Consider the following 25244-nt stretch of genomic DNA (forward strand, 5'->3'; position numbering starts at 1 on the left):
ATATTGTTGGGACTAGATTGGCGTTCATATTCCAACTCTAGTCCTATTTCCTGCTTGATGCTCTACAACCTCCAACTGACAATACTTCAGCCCCTTTACTGATGGCCGAGGAACACCGGTTACGCCCGAACTCTATCGTGATTGCCTTGATATGTTGCTTAATCAGCGAGATGCGGGTCGAAAGATTCCTTTAGATGAGTCTTATCCCATTGGGCTGAGTGAATCTCAAAAGATGAAACTGCTTCAAAGTTTAGCGCTAAAGCTGATGCGGCTTAATCTCTCTAGTCTGGAAACAGTCAGGGTGGATGAGCATTTTGATCAAGAGTTAAGGAAAACAAGTCTGCCAGAGGCCGTTACCGGGAATCAGATTCGCGCGCTTTTTGTAGACAGAGCGGCACTACTGCGTGAACCGATTGTGGGTCAGGTAGACTTTGCCCACCGCACATTTCAGGAATATTTGGCGGCAAGCGCCGTGTTAGACGAAGATAGCCTTGAGGAGCTGTTGCAAAAAGCTCCAGATGATCAGTGGCGGGAGGCGATCATTGCAGCAGCAGGTTTAGCTAGACCTGCCGAACAGGTCAGGCTGTTGCAGTCTCTGGTCGAACAGGGTAATGGCAATGTGGCCAGTAAGGACCATACCAATTTAAAGGCTTTGATGGGTCGAGAGAAAGATGATAGCGAGGTTAAAAACAAAAAATACTTACATCTGTTGGCTGTCGCCTGTTTAGAAACAGTAACAACCGTTAAGCCAGAGATTCGTCGGTCTGTCCTAGACTGTGCAAAAGCATCGATGCCACCAGGGGATGATGATGAAGTGGCCATGGTGGTGAGAGCAGGCAATGAGGTGGTGCCGCTATTAAACTACGAGGCTAGCTATTCTGCGAAGGAAGCTAGTCGATGTATTAAAGCATTGGTTGGAGTGGGTACTGGTACCGCTATGGAAGCCTTAGTGGACTATGCAAAACAGAGATCTGAGTTAGATGATCTATTCGAAGAGGTCTCGTATGCCTTGGGACGAGGCTGGGATGTTTTTAGCCATGATGCCTATTTAGCCCAAGTTTTATCCCATACGAATAAATTGTATTTAAGCCAAACGCAGGTGAGCGATGTGTCTGCCTTGAGCGCGCTCTCTCAGCTAAATTACTTGTCTTTAAGCCAAACGCAGGTGAGCGATGTGTCTGCCTTGAGCGCGCTCTCTCAGCTAAATGAATTGGATTTAAGCCAAACGCAGGTGAGCGATGTGTCTGCCTTGAGCGCGCTCTCTCAGCTAAATGAATTGGATTTAAGCCAAACGCAGGTGAGCGATGTGTCTGCCTTGAGCGCGCTCTCTCAGCTAAATTACTTGTATTTAAGCCAAACGCAGGTGAGCGATGTGTCTGCCTTGAGCGCGCTCTCTCAGCTAAATAACTTGGATTTACGCCAAACGCAGGTGAGCGATGTGTCTGCCTTAAAACGCTTAAAAAATCTAACTATTATCACCGATGATGCAAATAAAGCAAAACAGTGGCGTTCTGAGAGATTAAAGGTAGGTTTGCAGCAGAACGCTTAAACGATAAAATCACTAACCAGATAGTCAGTCGCAAAGGGGAAAGATGCGGCTACTTCGAGCCTCACCTAGCTCTGGCAAAATGGTTTCAAATTCACACCAGCTCACATCGGGAACGGTGTCCGACTTCCCGGTTCCAGACAAATCTTGTGCGTGGTATGAGGACTCACCTCAAGCCTGGTAAACTACAGCGAACCAGGAGTTTCACGCAGGATCGCATCGGTAAATTCGCAAACTTCTTCCCACCTCTCCCATGGGCCATAACTATGACCTAGTACTTCAACTTCCTCATCAGTAATTTCACATGGGTGAGGGAACACGATGCAGAAACAGTAGTTTTGCCATTTATCCATGCCCCTCTTGAGAGCATCATCTATTTGGGCACGACAGAAATACAAATACCCACCGCCAGAACCATCCCGTTGGGTAATCACTTTTAATGCTCGTCGTTCTGCAACGGCTAATTCAAAGGTCTCCGCATTTAAGCTCTCTGGTTCGAGTGGAGGTCCATAACGGGTAATCAAGCTTTGCCAGTAATGACCTGCATTTAGAGCCATGGGTGAACACCTAAAGAAGTGAGTAAATGGAAATAAGAAAGCAGAGACCTTTACCAGTCGGAGCCAGCCCCACCACCATCACTGCCACCACCGCCAAAGTCAGAACTGCCGCTACTGCTCGACGTATCAGGATAGTAATTGGGTTCGTAGGTGCTACTTGCGGAACCTGAATCAGAGGACGTGCGCGATCGCCCACTTCTCTTAGACCCAGAAGATGGCAATGGACGGTAAATCTGAGCGATTTGCAGATGGGTGCTTTCCCGATTGATAGCCGCATTGCAGGTTGGGCAGTGCCAACCACAAATTTTGACAGCTTTAGCCGCTAAAGACTTTTTTTGCTTGGATGTGAGCAGGGGTTTTAGCTGTTCGGGCTGCAAAAGGTTGATCGCGGTGTGGTTGCGATCGCAACAAAACGCTTGATGCTGAATGCGATAGGATAAACTATCCCGTTCAAACTTTTGCAACAGCTTCCCACTGAGCAGAACGCTGCATCCTGCCATCAGCCCAGCCGCCTGCATAGGGCGCTGAATCCACCACCCAAAGTCTCGAAGAGGAAACCAACCCAGGACACTCGCAAACCCCGCTAGGATAAACACTACCACCACCGAGACTAGGAAAAATGACACCACCTCGTCCCATTCCGGCTGAATCACTTCCCAGAGTACAACCTGGAAACGCCGATTATTTATCAGCCAATCAACGAGGAACTTCAAGAGTTCGCCAAAAATCAGTAAGGCAGCCAGAATGGGAATCAGCAAGCTGAAGCTAAAAATTGCTCCACCCCAGTAACGGGTTGCTGTTAAGACCATAAAGGTGAGGCTATAGAGAACAACCGCGATCGCAATTACAGTGGGAGCCAGAAATAACCCCGTAAATTTATACTCTGGATGTTCACCAACCCAGGTTTCAAAATCTTCTTCACGAAGAACATCCCGTCGCGTTTGCCGTTCTCCCATCTTGAGGGGCGTCGGTTGGCGCGATCGCCAGGTCAAACCCCCCAAAATGCCGAGTAAGCCTAAAGTACTTACCCCCAGCAATTGCCAAATCACCGGAGGGATGACAAACTGCCGGAGCCGATCGGCATTGTGCCGAATCTCGTCCGCGAGTTGCTGGGTGATCTGTATGATTCCGCCCGCATAGTCCTCCCGGCGAAAACGGGGCACTATCACCGTTTCAATCAGCGAGGCGACCTGAGCATCCGGCAGAATCTTGGCCGTTCCTCGACCGGTTTCAATTTCAACTCGGCGCTCATCTCGGGAAACCAGGATCAGGAGTCCATTGTCCTGAGCAGCCTTGCCAATTCCCCAGGTATTAAAAAGTTCCGTAGCGAAGGCTTTAGGAGACGCTGCTGGATCGGTTGTTGGTACCGTAACGACGGCTAACTCAGCTTGCGTATCCGCTTCCAGATCGGTTGCAATTTGATTAATCTGGGCTTCTGCGTCAGGCGAGAGCAATGCGGCCATGTCAGTCACCCAGCCTCCGGAGGTCTGACGGGGGTTGGGAACGTCTTGAACGGTGATTGCAACGGCAATGGGTACCCAACTCAGCCACAGCGACACCATTAGGCAGATGCCTACCAACAGACGGACAGACTGTTTGAATAAAACTGGCCACTGCATAGGGAAGTCTAAAAATGCATAGAGTGATTGGCTATGCTCATAGTCTAACCGCTCTGACATGCCCCACTGGCTTTGTCCTCCAGGCATCGATGATGCACGCCCCGAAGCGGGCAGTAGCAACACCCTTAAAGAAGGTGCACCAAACCAAGGGACTGAACGACAAATCCAAAGCCGTTTGCACTCACCGTAATGCGTGTGAGTGCAAACGACGAGAGCGTTTTCTGATGCCGCGCCAATAGCCTTGCATAAGGGAGATGGACTGTAGTCAGTTCATCTCCGCTTTGTGCTGTTGAGGATAATAAAAATTCTAGCGCGATCGCACGTTCTCTTTTTCAAGAAAGCGCTCTAGCTCAGTCAGCGCATCCGCATCTACTTTGGTTTGCATTGGGCAAAATTTAGGCCCACACATCGAGCAAAACTCAGCCGTTTTATAGATATCGGCAGGTAGCGTTTCATCGTGATATTCTCGAGCGCGTTCTGGGTCAAGCGACAGCTCAAACTGACGATTCCAGTCAAAGTGATAGCGAGCCCGAGACAACTCATCATCGCGATCTCGGGCACCTGCTCTGTGCCTTGCCACATCAGCCGCATGGGCCGCAATTTTATAGGCAATCAGCCCATTGCGCACATCTTCAGCATTGGGCAGACCTAGATGCTCCTTAGGGGTGACATAGCAAAGCATGGCCGTGCCATACCATCCAGCCATCGCAGCTCCGATCGCCGATGTAATGTGGTCATAACCGGGGGCAATGTCGGTCACGAGTGGCCCCAACACATAAAATGGCGCTTCTGAGCACTCTTCCATTTGCTTGCGCACATTAAATTCAATTTGATCCATGGGCACATGACCTGGCCCCTCTACCATCACTTGTACATCGTTCTCCCAGGCGTGACGCGTGAGCTGCCCTAAGGTTTTTAGTTCCGCCAGCTGTGCAGCATCGGATGCGTCATGCAAACACCCTGGGCGAAGTGAGTCACCTAGACTAAATGACACATCATAGCGTTGAAAAATCTCGATGATGTCGCGGAAATGGGTGTACAACGGGTTCTGTTTGTGATGATGCAACATCCAGCGGGCCAAAATGCCGCCGCCCCTTGAAACAATCCCCGTTAAGCGATCTTTGACTAAGGGCAAATGTTCAATCAAAATTCCGGCATGGATGGTCATATAGTCCACACCTTGCTGGGCATGGGTTTCAATAATGTGCAAAAAATCATCGGGCGTGAGATTTTCGACCTTACCATGCACCGATTCCAGTGCTTGATAAATTGGCACCGTGCCAATGGGCACAGGGGAGGCTTGGATAATTGCAGTACGAATCTCGTCGAGATTGCCGCCCCCGGTCGATAAATCCATTACTGTATCAGCACCATATTTCACGGCCAGATGCAGTTTCGCCAACTCCTCCTCAAGACCGGAGGAGTTGGGTGACGCCCCAATGTTGGCATTGACCTTACAGCGTGACGCAATGCCGATCGCCATCGGCTCCAAATTAAGGTGATTGATGTTGGCAGGAATAATCATTCGCCCTCGCGCGACTTCATTGCGAATCAGGTCAACGGGCAACCCTTCGCGCTGCGCGACATAATGCATTTCTTCGGTCGTATGCTCCTGACGAGCATAGTGCATTTGGGTCACGTTGGAGTGACCTCGGCGTGTAGCGAGCCAAGTCGTTCGCATATTTAAATGTCCTCTAGTAAACAGCTTCCCTCCGCTGGTATTAACCAGTCTCAGGTTCTAAGAGTGTGATCTCAGCCTGGAAAACACAGGCACCCCTAGCTTGTGGTTGATCATAACACTGCGTGGCAATTTAAAAAATAGGGTTGCGTTGCAAAAAGATCATTGAGGTTGCGTTGTAAAAAGATCATAAAGAGAGAAGATCCCTGTCGAACTCACTCTTGTTATGCAACCTCTTCAAAGATGTGGGTTTGAGATACGGGCGGCAGCGCTGGTCGATCTTGCAAATAACTTGTGAGGAAAGTGTGAGGCCAATAATTGCTCACTAATTGCTGACGAATTACTTACAATGTGACATAGGCTTATGGCTACTATTGACAGTGACCTATGAATTTAAAGACTGCAGAGCTGATCAAGCTAAATGCGCTATTAGAGGAAAAGTTGAGTAAGTTTGAGCAAACTGAAGCAGCTCTGCGGGAGAGTGAGGAGCGCTACCAGTTGGCGATGGCAGCCTCTCGTGAGGGACTCTGGGACTGGACAATTGGGACGAGCGAAGTTTACTATTCATCGCGATTCAAAGAGATTTTGGGCTACGAAGATCATGAATTTGCCCATGAGTTCAGCGCATTTGAATCGCAGCTGCATCCGGATGACCATGACCGAGTATTAGCCGCTGTACAGGCCCACTTAGCCGGTGAGAGTCCATACGATATTGAGTATCGGCTGAGCAGTAAACAGGGTAACTATCTTTGGATTCGCGCTAAGGGACAGGCGATTTGGGATGAGAGCGGCCAGCCAATCAGAATGGCGGGTTCTATTAGCGACATTACCGAGAGTAAGCAATCGAGCGCTCAGCTCCATGAAATGACTCAGCGCTTAGCCCTCGCCACAAGTGCTGCCAAAATTGGCGTTTGGGACTATGACACAGTTGAAAATCGGCTGATTTGGGACGAAGGCATGTATCGGCTTTATGGCATCAACGGTGATAGTTTTGGAGGGGCTTATGAGGCGTGGAAACAAGGGGTGCATCCCGACGATATAGAGGCCGCCGATGCTGATATTCAAGCTGCGATCGCAGGTGAAAAAGACTTTCACACGGAATTTAGAGTGGTGTGGCCTAACGGGCAGGTGCGGTTTATCGAAGCCCATGCCACTACCTTGCGGAATGAGGCAGGAAAAGCCCAGCGCATGATTGGCGTGAATTGGGATATCACCGAGCGTAAGCAAATGGATATCCAGCTCAAAAACTCTCTTAAGGAGCTAGCGGATGTCAAATTTGCCCTGGATCGTTCTTCTATCCTAGCGATTACCGACAGCAAGGGCCGAATTACCCACGTCAACGACCGGTTCTGCGACATTTCGGAATACAGCCGGGCAGAACTAATCGGCAAAACCCATCGACTGGTCAATTCGGGCTACCATCCGCCCGATTTTTTTCAGCACATGTGGCAAACCATCAGCAGTGGTTTGGTGTGGCAAGGCGAAATCAAAAATCTGACCAAAAGCGGGAGCTATTACTGGGTCCACACCACCATTGTGCCGATTTTGGATGAGTCAGGTTTGACCCTTCAGTATGTAGCCATTCGCAGTGATATTACCGATCGTAAGCGGGCAGAAGCTGACCTCTTGCGGGCTAATGAACGGCTAGAAGCCAAAGTCATGGAACGCACCAAAGAGCTAGAGCAGCAGGCCCACGAGCTGGTTCGATCTAACGAGGAGCTAGGAAAGTTTGCCTATGTGGCCTCCCACGACCTGCAAGAACCGCTGCGGACGATTAGCAGCTTTGTGGAGTTGCTGGTAGAAGAATATGGCGATCGCCTAGATGGGGAAGCGCATGAATATGTTGAGTTTATTGTGGATGGTGCTAACCGTATGCAGCAGCTCATTAAAGACCTGCTGACGTTTTCTCGGGTGGGAACGCGGGGGCAAGAATTTACGACAGTTGACTGCGAAGGGGTCGTTAAGACAGTCCTCCACAGCTTAAAGCTAGCCATGCAGGAATCCCACGCAAAAGTCACCTACGATGCTTTGCCGGTTATAGAAGCTGACGAGTCTCAAATGCAGCAGCTCTTTCAAAACTTGATCGGCAATGCGTTAAAGTTCCGAGGAAAAGAGCCACCGCACATTCATATTTCGGTCACGCAATGCAAAATTGAAACAAACTCAGCAGACGGACATCTGCCATATGCGCAAACATGGGAGTTCTGCGTTCGAGATAACGGCATTGGCATTGACGCTGAATATTTCGATCAGATTTTTGAGATTTTTCAGCGATTGCATTCGCGGCGTCACTATGAAGGCACGGGGATAGGACTCGCCATTTGTCGCAAAATTGTAGAGCGCCATGGCGGACGCATGTGGGTAGAGTCTACACCGGGTGAAGGTACGGCCTTTTATTTCACGCTCTTGAGTCGGTTACCTGCCAATCAGATAGCATAATCTAATCACGCTGGTGATGGCGCATTCATACGCTTACCGCTCACGTTATTAAATACGGCATCATTGCACATGCATATCAGCGACTCTACTCCAATTGACATTTTACTGGTTGAGGACTCTCCTAGCGATGCTAAGCTGACGGCTAAAACATTTCAAAAAGCCAGAGTTCTTAACAATTTGCACATCGTTGAAGATGGTGTGGAAGCTATGGAGTTTTTGCGGCAGGTGACACCGTTTGAAGAAGCGCCTCGCCCTGACTTGATTTTACTGGATTTGAACCTGCCGAGAAAAGATGGTCGTAAGGTACTGGCAGAAATCAAAGATGATCCAGAGCTGCGCACTATTCCAGTGGTCATATTAACGACCTCTGAAGCAGAAGAAGATATTTTGAAAAGCTATGAGCTGCGAGCGAACTGCTACATTACTAAGCCAGTAACGCTAAAACAATTTGTCAAGGCGGTCGAATCGATCGGAGATTTTTGGTTGACGGTCGTGAAGTTGCCGCCTGTGGACTAAGGCCTTTTCCCCTAGGTGAATCATTTGTCTCCTCCGTATTTGCATCACTATACCGATGAATTAGCCCTGATAACTTAGCGCCAAGCATGAGCCAAGATGAATGATGCACTCAAAATTCTATTAGTTGAAGACAATCCCGCAGATGCTTATCTGCTGGAAAAGCTCTTATCTAAGACACCTTTTGTAGAGTTAATTCATGTTGAGCGGCTAGACGAAGGCATTCGCGTGCTTCAATCGGTGAATGGCAATAGTGTAGAATCAGGCGAAAAGATCTTTGACGCTGTTTTGCTCGACCTCTCGCTGCCAGATAGCAAGGGCGGGCTTGATACGGTTAAGAGAATGCACGCGGCTGACCCTGAGATGACGATTGTGGTACTGACGGGGTTAGATGATGAGGAAATTGCGATCGCATCCCTCCGCGAAGGTGCTCAAGACTACCTTGTCAAAGGCGAAATTCAAACAACGCTGCTCATTCGCTCTATTCACTACGCCATTGAACGGCAGCAGCACCTAGACGAACTACAGCATCTCAATGCGGAGCTGGTGAGATCTAACGAAGAACTTGAGCAGTTCGCCCATGTGGTTTCCCATGATTTGCAACAGCCGCTTCAGGTGATTTATGGCTTTGCCAAGATCCTGCTCATGACCCACCAAAGTCATCCTGCTGACGATCCGAACAATCAATATATTGAGCACATTGTGAGTGCGAGTCAGCACATGTCACAGCTCATTCAAGATTTGCTCGCCTACTCCAAAGTCGACAAATCTCAAGACTCAGATTTACATAGCGGCGAACCTACTGACGGAAACCAGGTGATGGCCCAAGTTCTCTCCGATTTGCAAACGATGATTCAAGAGTGCCAAGCCACCATCACCACTAAAGAACTGCCCAAACTCAACATCAGCAAGACTCACCTGGGCCAGCTATTGCAAAATTTGCTGACCAATGCGTTAAAGTATCATCCCCCAGGGCAGTCCCCACAGGTAAAGGTTTCCGTGGAGCGCCAAGGCAAACTATGGCGCTTGGGTATTCATGACAATGGTATTGGCATCCAACCTGAAAACGCTGAAAAAATCTTTCAACTATTTCAGCGGCTGCATACCAAACAGGAATATCCAGGTACAGGCATTGGCCTAGCGACTTGTAAAAAGATTGTTGAGAGCTATGGTGGGCGCATTTGGATAGATCTTGAAACAAAAGTAGGGAGTACGTTCTATCTCACACTACCCGCCGTAGATTGAAACAATTACGATGTGACCTGATCAGCCTTTTCTGATCGCGGCAGTTCGCGACTCACGGTTACTTGCATCAATCTGCTCCTTCTACGTCTTGATTATCTCCGCTTTGATGGTCTGTCTCTAAACTATCTGTGCCTAAGTGGTTCGTCTGTCTGGGCAGTAGGGCAACTACGCCGCCAACAATGCCCAGGGCACTGGCAAGTACGCCCCCCATACCCAAAAAGAGATTGAGCAGGGAAACAATGACAATCGTTAGACCGAGGGAACGTTGGTGCTGAGGAGAGAAATAAAATGCGATCGCACACGCCATCACAATCAGCCCTGCGATCAGACCGAACCAAGGCCAGCCCCAGCCAAAATGAGTCATCATGCCCCGTCCCCACATCATATGGTGCCGTCCCAAACCAGCAGGCATGCGGCTAAAATTGCCGTACAGAAATCGGCACGAGAGAAACATCCATAGTCCGCCGAGGAAAGATAGCCAAAAAGCTGTCAGCGTTTTTTGAGTCAGTGTTTTCATGTCTTTAAACTCCTAAGTTACTCATCTATATAGTTTCAACAGCACAAACGATATAGCTACAGGTTAGGTCAAGATATTTGCGGTAGCTCACAACTGCCTGCATCAAAGCTATAGGCTTCTAGGTCGATGGAGACTGGTTTTACCTGCCAAATTCTATCGCTATACTCTCGAATGGCCCGGTCAGAAGAAAAACGACCGCTGCGAGCACTGTTTAGAATAGACATGCGGCACCACTGATCGCGCTCTAGATAAGCCTGGCTCACTTGTGCTTGAGCCGATAGATACGCGTTGTAATCGGCTAATAATAAGTAAGGATCAACCCTGAGTAAATTGTCGATCAGGGGTTGGAATAGGGTGCGATCGCCCTTAGAAAAATATCCCGAACCAATCAAATCAATCGTCTCTCTGAGTTCAGCATTTTGCTCATAGTAGGCCCGAGGATTATACCCCTGCTGCCGTAGCGCCTTCACCTCATCTACTGTTAACCCAAACAAAAAGAAGTTTTCTTCGCCTACGGCTGCTCGAATCTCCACATTTGCACCATCTAACGTGCCGATGGTGAGCGCACCGTTCATAGCAAATTTCATATTACCTGTGCCAGAGGCTTCGTAGCCAGCGGTGGAGATTTGTTCTGATAGGTCAGCGGCAGGGTAGATCTTTTGGCTATTGGTGACGTTAAAGTCGGGGATGAAGACGACCTTGAGGCAACCCTGAACTGCCGGATCCCGATTAACGACATCTGCGATCGCAGTAATCAGCTTAATCATGAGCTTGGCCATCCTATAGCCGGGCGCTGCTTTCCCGCCAAATATAAAAGTGCGCGGTGGAATTTCTAGATTGGGATTTTGCCGCAGGCGATTGTACAAAGAGACAATGTGCAGGCAATTCAGATGCTGTCGCTTGTACTCATGCAGACGCTTCACCTGTATATCGAACAGCGATTGCGGATCAACGATGATTCCCAGACGTTGCTCAATGTGATGCGCTAAGTCTCGTTTGGTTGCCTGTTTCATCTGCTGCCAGTCAGTTTGAAATCCCGCATCTTCCACATAGCCTTCTAATTGCTGCAGATCCTCTAAGCGGGTAATCCAGCCACGTCCAATTTTGCCCGTGATGAGTTTTGTCATCCGTGGATTGTTCAGCACCATCCAGCGCCGTGGCGTCACGCCATTGGTCACATTCGTAAATTTCTCTGGAGAAAATTTGTAAAAGTCTCTTAGCACCGTTTGTTTCAGCAGTTCGGTATGGATCGCGGCAACGCCATTAATCGTATGACTGCCCACACAGGCTAGGTTTGCCATCCGCACATAACGTTCACCGCTTTCGTCAATCAGAGACATCCGGCTCAGACACTCGCTGTTACCCTTACACCAAATACGAACAGTGTCTAAAAAGCGAGCATTGATTTCATAAATGATGTCAAGATGGCGGGGTAGCAGCGCCTGAAAAAGACTCACGGGCCATTTTTCTAAAGCTTCTGGGAGCAGTGTGTGGTTGGTGTAGGCAAAGGAGCGTTGGGTAATATCCCAAGCCTGCTCCCAGTTGATATGGTGCAAGTCAACCAGTAAGCGCATGAGTTCGGCCACGGCGATCGCCGGGTGCGTGTCATTCAGCTGAATGGTGAACTTATCGGGGAACTGATCAATCGCAAACCCTTGCCCTTCTAAAATTCGCAGCATATCTTGTAAAGAACAAGATACAAAAAAGTACTGCTGCTGCAATCTCAACTGCTTGCCGCTGAACTGTTCATCGTTGGGATATAGCACCTTGCAAAGGTTTTCACAGGCAATTTTTCGATTGACTGCGCCATTGTAATCTCCCCGATTAAACGCTTCAAAGTCGAAGGATTCTGACGCTTCCGACTTCCATAGGCGCAGTGTATTCGCCGTGTTTACCCGGTAGCCCAAAATCGGCGTGTCGTACGGCACACCGCTCACCTCCCAATTCGCGGCCCAGTGTACGCGGTAGTGACCCTCCTCATCGACATAGGGCTCCGCATGCCCACCAAATTTCACCGGCACTGCCCATTCAGGCCGAGCAATTTCCCACGGGTTGCCATAGCGCAACCACCGGTCAGTGATTTCCACCTGCCAGCCGTCTTTGATTTCCTGATCAAAAATGCCAAACTCGTAGCGGATGCCATAGCCCAATGCAGGCGTTTCAAGCGTTGCCAATGAATCGAGATAACAGGCCGCCAGTCGCCCAAGGCCACCATTTCCCAGCCCGGGTTCTTCCTCTTGAGCCATCAGCGCGTCGAGATCCAAACAAAGAGAATCCATCACTTCGCGAATTGGCTCATACAGCCCTAAGTTAATTAGGTTGTTACCTAAATGTGGCCCCATCAAAAACTCAGCTGAGAGGTAGCACACCGTGCGAGTGGCTTGGTCAAGGTAGGTGGCGGTGGTGGCTAGCCAGCGCTGAAGCATGCGATCGCGCACCGTATAGGCCAGCGCCAAATAATAATCATTGTTACTCGCAAGCTGAGGAAACTTACCTTGAATATAAAACAGGTTATCCAGGAAAGCCCGTCTTAGCGTCTCTTGGCTAAGTCCCGTACGGTCGTCCTCAACAGTAACAGTGGGAGACGCAGAAAAGTCCGTAGCGAGCGTCATGGTTGAATCCTCTATAGGGTCTTTTGAAGGCTTTTCATTACCAAGCTCAAAAATGAACCAAACTAATAGTAAAAGAACAATATGAGGAAGTTATGATGACTGGCCAAACCCCCATAAGTAGGGCTTGCTGACAAAGTCTAATCTGCTTTTTTCAGGGCTGAACCGACACAAATACGTTATCTTTTCAGGCTGTGTCGATAGGTCGGTGCAAGGGTGAATCGGCTGAAACCATTAAAAACTCCTTAAATAGTCTTGTACTTAACTTCGACTTCGTTAGTTGAAATGGCTATATACCAGTGTTTCTGGACTATTCAGCCAGCCCTAAGCAATATCAATTTCAGGCCGTGAAAAATGCTCAAGGGTTTAAATTTTTGCTAATATAGCAGTGGAGGTTGTAGAGAACCTCTCCTCAAATTAGAGGGGCACATAGCAACAAGTGGCAAGCCCATCTCCGGCGGCGACAAAGAGAAGGCGAAGCCAACCAGCAGCTCTGGAAGAGCACGCTATGCGAGGGAACCAGCCAGTGGTAAACGGTGATACTACAAGCTCTGTAAACCTAAGAATGGTTCGGGAGGGAACCTTTGGACAAGTCAATAGTTCACAAGTGACGGATTTGGTCAGCGAGTAACCGAATCCGTCATTTATTATTTTGGTAGGCACGGGTTCCGTTTTTTGCAACGGCACCCATGCCTCAAGGCAGTGGCTAGTGCTTGCTCCATCAGGCTGACTTCATGTATGCCTCTGGTTGCAGCCAAACGGGCTGTCGATAGCTTCTGATAAATTGCTCTATGGTGGTGACTGCTCTATCACACCCTCGCTTTGTCGTAGAAGAAAGCTCTTTACCAATGTCAAAGCTTTCAACCGGCATCTTCAGAAACCAGGCTTGCGGAGCGCGATCATAAAGTTGTTTGGTCAGCATGAGCAGGGATAGCGGATTGCATCTGTGGGTCTCTTGCGCAACTAGCGATTTAGTCGAATGGTCACCGATTATAATCGGGTCGAGCTGCATCGTACTGGAACAGCTTGAACCACTACAAGCATCCACAAAAATAACGTAGTTTGTATCCGCGATGTCATTGATCAGTTCTGGCATAAGCTGAGGCACCGCCAGAGACTTGATCGACGGTAGCTGCCAGCTAGCCACAATCTGGGCAACCCGAGGTCCAGCTGCATCATCGCCCCGTAGCTCATTGCCATATCCAATGATTAAAAATTGAAATTGAGTGGCGGATTTATTAGCGTTTGGGGGAGTCATGAGAGATCATCTCCTTTAAGATGCTGCCTTATCTATCAGCTTAAAAGAGAGATATGAAGAACTTATGTGGATCTGATCGCAGGGCAAACGCATCCTAAGTTCGTACCAACGAATTCTGGGCATAGAAGTGATTGCCCTGGCCCTGATCATCGGGCTAGCCTGGCGGTGGTTAAGGAGGAAATATTCATGAAAAAAGTGGCTGTATTTGGCAATGCGGGCGCGGGAAAGTCTACCCTTAGCCAACGCCTGGCAGACCTGACGGGGCTCCCCTGGGTACCCCTCGATGCTATGAAATATAAACCCGGTGGCGGCGAAGTGCCCCACGCCGAGTTCAAGGCGGCCCATGATGCGCTGCTGCTGCAAGACCAGTGGATCGTGGATGGCTTTGGCTCCCTGGATACGCTCTGGGAACGGCTGGACACAGCCGATACCCTGGTGTATCTGGATATGCCTGTATGGCGACATTATTGGTGGGTCACCAAGCGATTTCTCCAAAGTGCCTGGGTGCCGCCTGCCGGTTGGCCGGAGCGGAGCCCGCTGCTAAAAGGCACCCTGAATGCCTACGCCACCGTCCGGCTATGTCACACCAAACTGACGCCCAAATATCGCGAGTATGTGAAGCAAGCGCAGACGACAAAGCAGGTTTATCACTTGCGATCGCACCAGGATATCGCTCAGTTCTACCAGACCATCGCCACCCAAACTGACGTTACGTTTCCCAGGAGTTGAACCATGGCTCAAGCAACCCAATTTTGGGACAAGATCGCTGAGAAATACGCTCAGCAGCCGATCGCAGATGAAGCCGCTTATCAGCAAAAACTAGCGGTCACCCGCGACTACTTTCGCCCCGATATGGAGGTGCTGGAAATCGGCTGCGGTACAGGGTCAACCGCGATCCTGCATGCCCCCTATGTGAAACATATCCGCGCCATTGATTTCTCGGCCAACATGATTGCCATTGCCCAGGGCAAAGCCGAGGCTGAGCCCATCGATAACGTTACCTTTGAATAAGCCACCATTGCCGACCTTGACATGCCGGATCAGAGCCTGGATGCGGTGCTAGGCCTCAGCATTTTGCACCTGTTAGAAGACAAGGAAGCTGCGATCGCACAGGTCTACCAAATGCTCAAACCGGGAGGCATCTTTGTCACCAGTACCGTCTGTCTGGGCGATACCATGGGCTGGTTTAAGCTCATCGCGCCCATTGGCCGATTCCTGGGGTTTTTCCCCTTTGTCGCTGTTTTCACCTCCCAATCGCTGGAAAATAGTCTGACCAGGGCCGGGTTCGAGCTAGATTACCAGTGGCAACCCGGTAAGGGCAAAGCGGTGTTTATTGTCGCCAAAAAGCCGGGATAAAACAGTGATGAACCTGGAACTGGATCACGTGTTTATGCTGGTGGAACCAGCGGCCGAGGTAGCCAATCGCCTGCTTGAACAGGGCTTTCAAGAGGGGTCAGGCAATACCCATCCGGGGCAGGGCACCGCCAACCGACGAGTTTACTTTGCTAATGGCATGGTGGAATTCCTCTGGGTGCGGGATGCGGATGAGGCCAGAGCTGGACCGGGGCGAGATCTGTGCTTTCCGGAGCGAGCGGCAGATCCTGATGCCTCCCCATTCGGCCTGATTTTTGTTCCTGGCGTCGCTCAGGCCAGTCCCGAAATGCCGTTTCCGGGCTGGCATTACCAACCTGACTACTTTCCACCGCCCAAGGGGTTTCATGTGGGGGCAAACTCAGGAAATTTGATGGAACCACTCTGTTTCTATTTTCCATTTCATGATCCGGGCGTACCCCGTCCCCAACCTCAACGCAATCCCCAACGGATCACCGAGGTGGTCATTTCTACGCGATCGACTGATACTCACGGGGTGTTGGAGCTGGCGTCTGGGTGCGATCGCATCTCGATTCAATCAGCCAACCAACACCTGATGGAAATCACGTTGGATTGCCATACTGCAGGACAGACTAAAGACTTTCGACCGGCCATGCCGCTGGTTCTGTACTGGTAGTTTGGGTTGGGTAGGTCATCTGTCCAGATATTGAATGAACAAACACCTCTGCTTTGGCAGTCTCTTTTCTCACAGTTGCAAGAGCAACACCATCAACAGGATTGAGGTCAAGCTGGCCAACAGGGTTCGGTTGACGTTCCACTGGTTCCAGCGGGGTTCAAAGTGCAGGCGAGCTGCTTTGAGTGCCGTTTCACCCATCTTATCGACGTGCAGCGTTTGGAGTTGGTTATTCAGCGGTACGTTAATGGTGAATGTGGAAAGTTGGACGCCCAAAATATATAGCAGTGGGGCCGAGATCAGTAGCAGACGCTGAGTACCCTCCAGTAGTCCAATCCCTAGCCCAGCGGCAGCCAGCAACGCCACAATGGAACCGACCCAGACGGCAATAAACACGGGCTGGTTATTCTGGATCATGCCATCGATCGCTTGAAAGGCTCGAATAAACTCCCGGTCATTCAACTGACTGATTCCTGGCATAACGACTGAGGCAAAGGCAAACAGTAACCCTGCGACGAGGGAACATAGCAAGGTTGCGAGGATCAAGACAATTTGAAAGCTAGCTACAGTTGACATGGGTGGAGTCTCCTGATTTGAGGGGTAACAGATCGGGAATAACAAACGTGTCGAGTGCGATGCTTCCTTCTGCAAACGGCTACATTCAAGCTACATTCAATAGGACAAGCTCGGCGTCTGATAGACGGATGACGGATTAGCAAGCTGCTTCAGGATGAAATCCGCCACATCCGCCCGAGAAATCTGCAGGGCAATGGTCCTGTCGGTGCTTGGAAAACTGTGGCGATACTGCCCGGTCAGTGGCCCATCGGTGAAGGCTCCCGGACGCACGATGGTCCAATCCAGGCTACTGCTTTTCACCAGAGCTTCTTGCCGTTCATGATCGGCAAACACCTGGCGCAGAATGAAGCCAAACATAATGTACCGCCAGTAGAAGTCTAAATTGCCCCAGCTATCCCCAGCTCCCAACGTGGACTGGCAAATTAATCGGCGCACCCCCACTTTCTCCATTGCCCGAATAATCTGCTGAGTCCCTGCTGACCGAATGGTGCCAGTCAATTTTTTGCCAGAGCCCAGGACACAGACCACTGCATCTTGTCCACGGATGGCGGTTTCTACCGCCTGGGGCTCCATCACATCTCCTTGGACGAAGCTGAGTTGAGGATGTTGGATATCGAGCTTGGTTAGATGCCGGGCAAAGGCCGTGACGGTATATCCTTGCCCTAAGGCTTGCTGCACCACCTGACGACCAATGGTTCCGGTTGCACCAAAGATGACAAGTTTCATGGATTGATTCCCCAATGAAGACATCCTTAGCCTACGAAGAGTGGCCGGCTAGCGCTTGCCATTTCTTGCGGGATTGTCACTTTCTTGCGGTGACTTGTGAGACCAGACAGTAGCGCTTAAGATCAAGCAACATGTCAATCTGTAATGAAGTGCCCGAGATGTACCTGTGATGACGTGTACTCAGGATCTTGCTATCAGCAGTCTGACTGCGGCCTTGAACCTATGGCTATTGCTCAACCCCAGACAACTGATTCATTTCCGGCAGACTCGCGTCCAAGCGAGTCCGCCTTAGCCCTGGGAACAGAGACAATTCGGATTGAGCATTTGCGATTTCCACCAGGTGAGGGGTATTTCCATGCTAAAGCGGCTCACACGCTGTTTGTGAATCTAACATCCCGTCCCATACATTATTTGCAGAGACAGGATGGGAAAATCCATACTGGGCTGTATCGTCATGGCGATATGTTGATCACCCCCGCTAATACCCCACTATTTGTGCGGTGGGAGGGGAATGAAAATTGTCTGCAGATTCAACTGCCTGCATCGTTTCTGCAGCGAGTTGCGGAGGAAACCCTAGGTAAGGACGGCGATCGTCTCACTTTAGTACCAACGTTTCAGAGTCGAAATCGGCAGCTTGATGCGATCGCAAACTTAGTGATGGTAGAGGCGCAGCAACATCAACCTGGCGGTGCGCTGTATCTAGACTCACTGGCCAATATGCTGGCGGTGCAGTTGCTGCGCCACCATGGGACAAGTCTGGCTCAGTTGCCAAGTTATGCAGGTGGGTTACCGACGTATCAACTTCATCAGGTCCTCGACTACATCGATGCTGGATTAGCCGAGGAAATTAAGCTGTCTGACCTGGCCGGATTGCTGGGTATGAGCCCGTTCCATTTCGGGCGTATGTTTAAGCAATCGATCGGGATTTCGCCCCATCAATACGTCATTCAACAGCGGATAGAACGCGCTAAACACCTTCTGAAAGACAGTGATCAAGCCATCATCGATATTGCTCTGGATTGTGGATTCACGAGTCACAGTCACCTCAGTAAGCAATTTCGCAAAGTCATGGGGATGACGCCTAGAAACTTTAGAAGCCAGAAGTCGTAAGCACTGGTTTCCAGAGCAACCTATTAGGTTACGTTGCAAAGAGATCATAAAGAGAGAAGATCCCTGTCGATCTCACTCTTGTTATGCAACCTCTCCAAAGATTTCGTTGATGAAAGAGATAGTTGGGTGATCGACTGTCAGACCACGCTCGCTCTTCATTTCCTCCAAATCCCGATCACTCAAGCTATAGCGGAGATACCAGCGGACGTTCAGCAGGATGAGCTCAGGTTTGAAATGACGCCACTTAAAGGGTTCTGAGGAAGTCATAGGGAACGGGTAGGGGTGATCGATGATGTATGAGGTTAGGTTGCGATCGCAAAAAGTATCGCTTTTTTGCAACAAACCATTTTCCCTCAGCAAGTTCTCACTCCACCATTCGGGAGAATTCAGAAACCGTTTCTACCTTAGAACCATAGGCGATGTAGCCAGTAGGCCCGTGCCTTAGTCGAATTGAGGTTTTTACCATGAAACGCTTCTTACTTTCTGTCCTAACTGTTTTAATGTCCATGGGGGCCATCACCAGCGCGGCCACTGCCGACCAGGTCAGTCCTACTGATATGAAAGCTGACCGGAATGGTGATGGTAACGTTACCCTCCATGAAGTTGTTCTCTACAACCGCTCTCAGCGCCATAATAACTAAAAACCCACTAACCTAGACCCCACCCATTGCCCTTGGGCTAAAACACCCGCAAGGGCAATGGGCCACTCACGTTTTACCTACCCGCAACATCATCCGAAACAGCCAGATCGCCCCACAGATAAGCCATCGACTAATTCAGAGTGAATTCAATCACCAGCACATAAACCAACCCCAGGTTTCGAGTTAGATGAAGCAAGCTACCCCCCCAGCCCTCTTTCCCGGAGGACGTTCGCGAAGCATCTCCAGAGCAGACAGGTAACCAGCAAACCCTCAAAGTCCCTCTCCCCCCGGGAGAGGGATTTAGGGAGAGGGAACCTCCAGGTTCAGACCCACCCCACGGGAAACAAGCTACACACACCCAGCCCCTTTCCCCAAAGGACGTTCGCAAAGCATCTCCAGAGCAGACAGGTAACCAGCAAACCCTCAAAGTCCCTCTCCCTCCGGGAGAGGGATTTAGGGAGAGGGAACCTCCAGGTTCAGACCCACCCCACGGGAAACAAGCTACACACACCCAGCCCCTTTCCCCGAAGGACGTTCGCAAAGCATCTCCACAGCAGACAGGTAACCAGCAAACCCTCAAAGTCCCTCTCCCCCCGGGAGAGGGATTTAGGGAGAGGGAACCTCCAGGTTCTGACCCACCCTACGGGAAACAAGCTACACCTCTCACCCCCTTTCCCCGAAGGACGTTCGCAAAGCATCTCCACAGCAGACAGGTCACCAGAAAACCCTCAAAGTCCCTCTCCCCCCGGGAGAGGGATTTAGGGTGAGGGAAAGTGAGAGGGATTCAGGGTGAGCAAAACTCCAGGTTCCGAATTAGCCAAGGTTTAGCCATAGAAATCAAGCCATAGAAACCAAAATCAGCTTCAGCCAAAATGTAAGCCATTCAAAATAGTTCCATCTGTCCTGATGCACCCTTAGCCGATGTACCCACAGTTGGCATCGGTCCACGATTTGACGCAAGCCGGTCTGCCAACCGCGTCGTCTCTGGCAACCGATATTTAGGCGTACATTGCAGTACATAATCAACCGCTGTTTCTAAGCTAATACGATGGCCCGCAGACACATAGAGCGGCTTTGTTCCCGTCCGACTTCTCAGTACCGCACCAATCCGTTCTTCCCGATCCATCAGTGGCATCCAGGCTCCTTTTTCTAGCGGGAGTTCACCATAGGTGCCTAGCAGACGAGACTTTGCCACACCGATGGTGGGTTTATCGATCAATACCCCCAAGTGACTGGCAATCCCTAGCCGCCGAGGATGGGCGATGCCCGCCCCATCACAGAGAATCAGATCTGGCTCTAAGGTGAGCTGGGCCAAGGCATCCAACACCGTTGGCATTTCGCGAAACGATAACAGACTAGGGACATAGGGAAATGTGGTGGGGCGGTAGGCAATGGCCTGTTCCAAAAGAGTCAGATCTGGTAGCTGCAAAACCACAACGGCCGCCCGGACAATGGTGCCTTCCTGCTCAAACCCGGCATCCACCCCTGCGACGGTGGCAATCGTCTCAAATTGGTCAGTGGTAATCACCTGCCCCCGCAGTCGATTTTGAGTGGCAATGGCCTGATTTGCATCCACAGGCCAGGTTTTAGGTCCATCAATTTTCATGATTCTCTATACTAAACGGGGTATGCTTCGTTAGCATCAAAGGAATATGGTTCATCAGGAGACTAGTCAGTGCGTCTTTCAGCCAGCATTCGTTCAATTAGTACAAATGTAGCGCTCTCACTGGTTGGTGGTGTACTTCTGATGGGAGCAGTTCCCGTAAACCAGGAGTCTAGGAGCCAAGCCAATATTGCCATCAATCAGTTCGAAGAGGTTATTCTGCCTCGGATTGAAGATGAGGTGATGACCCTGACCGGCTCCGGTAATCCCAATGATGATCTTGAAACCCGTCACCGTAAGCGATTTTTGTTGATCCAATCCGCCTTTGCTGCGGCTGTAGGGCTCAGTTCCCTAGCCTTAGCCTATGGCGTACGCAGCTACCGTAAATATCACCAGTGGCAGCGGATTGATTTTTTGCGTCGGGCGACACAAGAGTTTGAGAATGATCCCGGTGTTGCCCAAGCACTCAGTATTTTGGATTTTGAAGAATATCGAGACTATACAATCAATACACCGGGGACAACCGAAAAAACAGCTGTCACGTTTCAGGTCACCAATGACCTCCTCAGCCGAGCCTTGAGTAGTTCTAAGGCTCGAAAAAATCGCAGACAAACGCTGGAGTGGCCCTCTGACGGACAATCCCATACGTCTGACATGCAGACTTACTATGCCGAGACATCGGTCCGTGATTGGTTTAACCAAATGCTCACCGGTTTGGAGCATTTTGGTCACATGGTTGATTCTGGTGTGTTTACAGTCAAAGAGGTAAAACCCTGGCTTAACTACTGGGTCCGGCTGATTGCAGATGAGACTTACCGCCGTAACTGTGATTCGAGGGTTTACGATCAGCTATATAATTACATCCATGACCATGGTTTTGATGGGGTCAAACAGCTGTTTGATCAATTTGGCTATCGTATTTTGCGATCGCCTTACCAAGGAACTGATTTTCAGAAACTAGGGGATGTAAACCAATACAGTACTGAGCTTGCCCTTAGTTTGGCCAAGGTATCGCAGCTAGTCTACCAAGATGTTCGATACGTTACTGAAATAGCCAATCTATGGAAAATCGATATTCGTAACAACTTTCGATTTTTTAATGCCAACAAGCGGGATACCCAGGCACTTATTTTTCGCACCGATGAGTTTATGGTACTGGCCTTTCGCGGCACCCAAGAGATTCGTGATTGGACCACCAATCTGGACATAAAAATGCGTAACTTTACGATTCGGCGGGCAGGTAAAACCACCATATCGACCTACAAGGGTAAAGTTCACACGGGGTTCTTTCTGGGCTGGGCAGACATTGAACGCGATGTACTGGCCCAGTTAGAGTACTGGCAAAATGAATGCCAGAAACCTGGGGGGTCGCCCCTCCCACCGCTGCTGATTACGGGCCACAGCCTGGGGGGCGCACTGGCCACCATGGCGGCGGCGTCACTCCATGAGAATGGGATTAATGTTGCGGGTTTGTACACATTTGGCCAGCCCCGTGTGGGGGATCTCACCTTTAGCCGACAGTTGGAGAAGAATCTGGCCGGTAAGGTTTTTCGCTTTGTGAACAACAATGATATTGTTACCCATGTGCCGCCACCGTTCTCTTTTCGAAATTCGCTGCGGTTTTATGGTCACCTGGGTACGATTAAATACATTAATTCTAAGGGGCAGTTGACAGCTAATTACAAGGCTATCAGCCGAGCTGTGGATGGGTTTATTGGGTTGATCAAGAGTCTCTTTGAGACAGGGTTTGATCTGATTACTGACCACAGTATGTCTTGCTACATTAGCCACCTGACCCAGACATTAGAGGGAGAATCCAAAGATAGGAAAGCGACTAGTTTAGAGGAAGATATCAATCGATTGGGCGGGGGTCCCTGCAAGCCGGGCATCAAAAAGAAATAGGGACTTCTGATGAGTGGTCTCTCAGCAAGAGCCTACCAAAATTGGCGGAAGTCTTCGTCAATTTTGCTGAGTTGGGTCCAGGCGACGCCCTGTTGCTGAAATTTTGTGACCAGTTTGGCACAGGCGGGGCGTTCGGTGGCGTAGTGACCGGCGTCGATCAGGATGAGGTTGCGATCGCGACTCTCCTGAAACTGATGAAACTTACAATCAGATGTCAGATAGGCCTGGGCTCCCGTCTTCGCCACTGCCGCCATAAAACTCGCCCCGGAACCTCCCAAAACCGCCACCCGGTCAATCTTCTGCCGTAAATCCGCCGTCGGCGAATGAATCAAATTCGACGGATTTAGCTGGGTCTGAATCATCGCCAGCAGTTCATCCAGCGGTTGGGCCGTAGGTAACTCCCCCACCCGGCCATAGCCCACCCCATGCTGGGTTGGCACCACCGGCATCACATCCTTTAATCCCAAAAGCTGAGCCAATACATCAGCAGTACCATCCGCCACCTGATCAAAATTAGTATGGGCACTATATACCCCAATGCCGTGGGTCATCCCCAACCGCACCATTTCCCCCACCGGCTCATCCGCCACCACAGACTTCAGCGGACTAAAAATTAACGGATGGTGCGCAAAAATCAGGTTCACCGGGGCACCCTCCTCTTTAAGCCGCATCGCCTCGGCCATGACCGCCAGCGTTGGAGTCAAACACACCAATACCCCCGCCGGTTGGGCGCGGATGCCCGGTTCAATCTGCCAACCGCAGTTATCCCAAGATTCCTGCCACCCAGGCGGAGCCCATGCTTCAACCCAGTTCACGAGTGCATTAACATCCATGGTGATCCCTTCCTCCGAAAGCGTCTCAAAACCCGCTGTCGCCGCTGACACATCAGAAACGTCCCAGACAGCCAGTTCCCAGACACCCAGTTTAGAGCAACCCTGGCTCTACGCAGGAGGAGCCTTACTCGCCATCTATGGCCTGATTACCTCCGTAGATCTGCTCAATATTGGCTTTCAGTCCATTCTCGGGCCCCAGGCCGAGGGTCTGTTAACCCTAGCCGCCAACCCCTGGCTAGGTCTCCTATTGGGCATTTTAGCCACGGCCCTGGTACAGTCCTCCAGCATTATCACCTCTCTGCTCGTCGCCCTAGTGGCCGCCGGACTCCCCATTGCCACCGCCATTCCCATGGTGATGGGGGCCAACCTCGGCACCACCATCACCAGTACCCTGGTCAGCCTAGGCTACATCAGTGATGACGACGACTTTGAACGGGGATTTGCCGCCGCCACCATCCACGACTGTTTCAATCTCCTCGCCCTCCTGATCTTCTTTCCCCTAGAGCTGCTGCTGCATCCCCTACAGAAACTAAGCCAGTGGCTTATAGGTCAAGGTGCTGCCATGGCCACCGCAACCAAGAATGTGCCCAGCAACGTACCCAGCAATTTACTAGACAATTTAAATAAACTGGCATCCCCCATCGATGTGCTGGCCCAGCCCATCCGTCAACTCATGGCCTACGGAGTGAACCATCTAGCTGGCCCTTGGGATTCACTCCTGTTGTTTGGCAGCAGCGTGGCCGGACTAATGATTTCCGTCACCGCCCTAGGCTGGCTGCTGAAGCGATGGTTCGATACCCCCGCCAAAGAGGCTATTTACTGGGCCACGGGCCATGGCTCCAAACTAGGAGGACTCGCCGCTGGCGTTGGGATTACTGCTCTTTTACAATCCTCCTCCATCACCACTAGTCTCACCGTCCCCCTCGCCGGGGCGGGCCTAGTTACCCTAGAAGACATCTACCCCTTTGTCCTAGGGGCCAATATCGGCACTTGTATTACCGCCCTCATCGCCACCCTGGCAGTCCATAGCCCAGTGGCACTCCAGCTGGCCCTAGTGCACTTAAGCTATAACCTACTAGCCGTAACCGTGATCTACGGTATCCCTGCCCTACGGACGATACCCCTAACCGTGGCCCAACACATAGCAGCCACCGCCCGACGCTATCGCATCCTGGCGGTGGCCTATGTAGTAGGCGTATTTTTTATAGTGCCATTCCTGGGCCTATGGTTGTCTTTTAGCCTGACAGAGAAGATGTAAAAGAACTCTACTGCTCTTCTTCCCAGCTTTCTACCGCCAGTAGGGCACTAATGGGGTCTTGCATAGAAAACTCAAACTCTTCAAGTTCATGTTTCCAATGCTGCCAGTTATCCCTAAAGAGAAACGCTATTTTCCAGAGTTTATCAGTGGGTTTAATGACGTCAGATTCTACGAGGGACTTCACTTGACGCTGAAACTTGGCCATTGGATGTAGGGCCAATGGAACAGCTGTTGTGGATTTAGCCATAAATGAAAGGATTTAGTTTTGTGAAAAAACTTTGTCAAACATCAAAAAATTCAGGGTCCTCAGATCATCAAATCAGGGACGCAAACGCCAACTTTCCCAGCGCTGAATTTCACAAGGATAAAACATATCACATGGAGTAGGCTTTCCACACAACTCTTTATATTCTCAAAGAGACAGTAGTGACAGCCAGGACTCCAGGGATAAATGTCCTAACTAAACTCTACAGGTTCATGGAGCATCTTTCCTGAAGTTATCCCCAGGATTGGGCATTTTTACGAGCAGTTGCCTCCAGAGTTAACCTATATCTGCAACATCTTGCCAAAGCCATAGCGTCTGTCTAAGCTAATATGCGGCATGTGTCG

General features: G+C 50.3%; 21 protein-coding genes, 2 pseudogenes and 1 riboswitch. Of the genes and pseudogenes, 11 read left to right on the forward strand and 12 right to left on the reverse strand.

Annotated features, from left to right (window positions below):
* Window positions 1-151 precede the first annotated feature (151 nt).
* On the forward strand, window positions 152-1549 hold the full coding sequence (locus VB741_RS08670) for a leucine-rich repeat domain-containing protein (RefSeq protein ID WP_323364768.1): 1398 nt from the start codon (window positions 152-154) through the stop codon (window positions 1547-1549).
* A 182-nt stretch (window positions 1550-1731) separates the two neighbouring features.
* On the opposite strand, the gene VB741_RS08675 is transcribed toward VB741_RS08670, so the two are convergent.
* From VB741_RS08675 to thiC, 3 genes are all read right to left on the reverse strand, one after another.
* Window positions 1732-2103, reverse strand: a complete 372-nt coding sequence (locus VB741_RS08675) for a hypothetical protein (RefSeq protein ID WP_323364769.1) — start codon at window positions 2101-2103, stop codon at window positions 1732-1734.
* 50 nt (window positions 2104-2153) lie between these two features.
* Window positions 2154-3809 (reverse strand): TPM domain-containing protein, encoded by a 1656-nt coding sequence (locus tag VB741_RS08680; RefSeq protein WP_323364770.1) that lies wholly within the window; start codon window positions 3807-3809, stop codon window positions 2154-2156.
* 220 nt (window positions 3810-4029) lie between these two features.
* Complete coding sequence (thiC, locus tag VB741_RS08685; RefSeq protein WP_323364771.1) at window positions 4030-5403, reverse strand: phosphomethylpyrimidine synthase ThiC; 1374 nt, start codon at window positions 5401-5403, stop codon at window positions 4030-4032.
* Window positions 5404-5412: 9 nt separating this feature from the next.
* A riboswitch (TPP riboswitch) is annotated at window positions 5413-5510 on the reverse strand.
* A gap of 277 nt (window positions 5511-5787) precedes the next feature.
* On the opposite strand from thiC, the gene VB741_RS08690 reads away from it, so the two are divergent.
* The 3 genes from VB741_RS08690 to VB741_RS08700 all read left to right on the forward strand — a co-directional run bounded on the left by VB741_RS08690 (window position 5788) and on the right by VB741_RS08700 (window position 9597).
* The gene (locus tag VB741_RS08690) at window positions 5788-7839 is read left to right on the forward strand and encodes a PAS domain-containing sensor histidine kinase (protein WP_323364772.1); all 2052 of its coding nucleotides are present in this window, start codon (window positions 5788-5790) and stop codon (window positions 7837-7839) included.
* Window positions 7840-7908: 69 nt separating this feature from the next.
* Complete coding sequence (locus VB741_RS08695; protein WP_323364773.1) at window positions 7909-8355, forward strand: response regulator; 447 nt, start codon at window positions 7909-7911, stop codon at window positions 8353-8355.
* 96 nt (window positions 8356-8451) lie between these two features.
* Window positions 8452-9597, forward strand: coding sequence for an ATP-binding protein (locus VB741_RS08700; RefSeq protein WP_323364774.1), 1146 nt, complete (start codon window positions 8452-8454; stop codon window positions 9595-9597).
* A 67-nt stretch (window positions 9598-9664) separates the two neighbouring features.
* Here the strand turns inward: VB741_RS08700 and VB741_RS08705 are convergent, their stop codons facing one another.
* The 3 genes from VB741_RS08705 to VB741_RS08715 form a co-directional block, all read right to left on the reverse strand.
* Window positions 9665-10114: a hypothetical protein gene (locus VB741_RS08705; protein ID WP_323364775.1), complete on the reverse strand. Its 450-nt coding sequence runs from the start codon at window positions 10112-10114 to the stop codon at window positions 9665-9667.
* Window positions 10115-10182: 68 nt separating this feature from the next.
* Complete coding sequence (locus tag VB741_RS08710) at window positions 10183-12726, reverse strand: glycogen/starch/alpha-glucan phosphorylase (protein ID WP_323364776.1); 2544 nt, start codon at window positions 12724-12726, stop codon at window positions 10183-10185.
* 718 nt (window positions 12727-13444) lie between these two features.
* The gene (locus VB741_RS08715; RefSeq protein WP_323364777.1) at window positions 13445-13981 is read right to left on the reverse strand and encodes a hydrogenase maturation protease; all 537 of its coding nucleotides are present in this window, start codon (window positions 13979-13981) and stop codon (window positions 13445-13447) included.
* A 186-nt stretch (window positions 13982-14167) separates the two neighbouring features.
* On the opposite strand from VB741_RS08715, the gene VB741_RS08720 reads away from it, so the two are divergent.
* The 3 genes and pseudogenes from VB741_RS08720 (at window position 14168) to VB741_RS08730 (ending at window position 15989) form a co-directional block, all read left to right on the forward strand.
* On the forward strand, window positions 14168-14710 hold the full coding sequence (locus VB741_RS08720) for an adenylate kinase (RefSeq protein WP_323364778.1): 543 nt from the start codon (window positions 14168-14170) through the stop codon (window positions 14708-14710).
* Window positions 14711-14713: 3 nt separating this feature from the next.
* Window positions 14714-15337, forward strand: a pseudogene (locus tag VB741_RS08725) (class I SAM-dependent methyltransferase).
* Between the two features lie 7 nt (window positions 15338-15344).
* Window positions 15345-15989, forward strand: coding sequence for a VOC family protein (locus VB741_RS08730; RefSeq protein ID WP_323364779.1), 645 nt, complete (start codon window positions 15345-15347; stop codon window positions 15987-15989).
* A 69-nt stretch (window positions 15990-16058) separates the two neighbouring features.
* On the opposite strand, the gene VB741_RS08735 is transcribed toward VB741_RS08730, so the two are convergent.
* Both VB741_RS08735 and VB741_RS08740 read right to left on the reverse strand, forming a co-directional pair.
* A complete protein-coding gene (locus VB741_RS08735) occupies window positions 16059-16562 on the reverse strand; it encodes an anthrone oxygenase family protein (RefSeq protein ID WP_323364780.1) in 504 nt (167 codons plus the stop codon).
* Between the two features lie 96 nt (window positions 16563-16658).
* Window positions 16659-17288: an NAD(P)-dependent oxidoreductase gene (locus VB741_RS08740; RefSeq protein ID WP_323364781.1), complete on the reverse strand. Its 630-nt coding sequence runs from the start codon at window positions 17286-17288 to the stop codon at window positions 16659-16661.
* Window positions 17289-17510: 222 nt separating this feature from the next.
* On the opposite strand from VB741_RS08740, the gene VB741_RS08745 reads away from it, so the two are divergent.
* Window positions 17511-18398: an AraC family transcriptional regulator gene (locus VB741_RS08745; protein WP_323364782.1), complete on the forward strand. Its 888-nt coding sequence runs from the start codon at window positions 17511-17513 to the stop codon at window positions 18396-18398.
* Window positions 18399-18515: 117 nt separating this feature from the next.
* Here the strand turns inward: VB741_RS08745 and VB741_RS08750 are convergent.
* Window positions 18516-18665 (reverse strand): annotated as a pseudogene (locus VB741_RS08750) (IS6 family transposase); the annotation flags it as partial.
* A gap of 197 nt (window positions 18666-18862) precedes the next feature.
* On the opposite strand from VB741_RS08750, the gene VB741_RS08755 reads away from it, so the two are divergent.
* The gene (locus VB741_RS08755; RefSeq protein ID WP_323364783.1) at window positions 18863-19039 is read left to right on the forward strand and encodes a hypothetical protein; all 177 of its coding nucleotides are present in this window, start codon (window positions 18863-18865) and stop codon (window positions 19037-19039) included.
* An 883-nt stretch (window positions 19040-19922) separates the two neighbouring features.
* On the opposite strand, the gene nfi is transcribed toward VB741_RS08755, so the two are convergent.
* The gene (gene nfi, locus VB741_RS08760) at window positions 19923-20645 is read right to left on the reverse strand and encodes a deoxyribonuclease V (protein WP_323364784.1); all 723 of its coding nucleotides are present in this window, start codon (window positions 20643-20645) and stop codon (window positions 19923-19925) included.
* A 141-nt stretch (window positions 20646-20786) separates the two neighbouring features.
* Here nfi and VB741_RS08765 point away from each other — a divergent pair, with 141 nt between their 5' ends.
* Window positions 20787-22544: a lipase family protein gene (locus VB741_RS08765; RefSeq protein WP_323364785.1), complete on the forward strand. Its 1758-nt coding sequence runs from the start codon at window positions 20787-20789 to the stop codon at window positions 22542-22544.
* Between the two features lie 32 nt (window positions 22545-22576).
* Here VB741_RS08765 and VB741_RS08770 read toward each other — a convergent pair whose 3' ends face one another.
* A complete protein-coding gene (locus tag VB741_RS08770; protein WP_323364786.1) occupies window positions 22577-23377 on the reverse strand; it encodes a Nif3-like dinuclear metal center hexameric protein in 801 nt (266 codons plus the stop codon).
* On the opposite strand from VB741_RS08770, the gene VB741_RS08775 reads away from it, so the two are divergent.
* On the forward strand, window positions 23376-24635 hold the full coding sequence (locus tag VB741_RS08775; protein WP_323364787.1) for a Na/Pi symporter: 1260 nt from the start codon (window positions 23376-23378) through the stop codon (window positions 24633-24635). The two genes, VB741_RS08770 and VB741_RS08775, sit on opposite strands and share 2 nt — an antisense overlap.
* A gap of 7 nt (window positions 24636-24642) precedes the next feature.
* Here VB741_RS08775 and VB741_RS08780 read toward each other — a convergent pair whose 3' ends face one another.
* A complete protein-coding gene (locus tag VB741_RS08780; protein WP_323364788.1) occupies window positions 24643-24882 on the reverse strand; it encodes a DUF4327 family protein in 240 nt (79 codons plus the stop codon).
* Window positions 24883-25244 lie beyond the last annotated feature (362 nt).

This window comes from Leptothoe sp. PORK10 BA2, assembly GCF_034932105.1.
Lineage (GTDB): Bacteria > Cyanobacteriota > Cyanobacteriia > Phormidesmidales > Phormidesmidaceae > Leptothoe.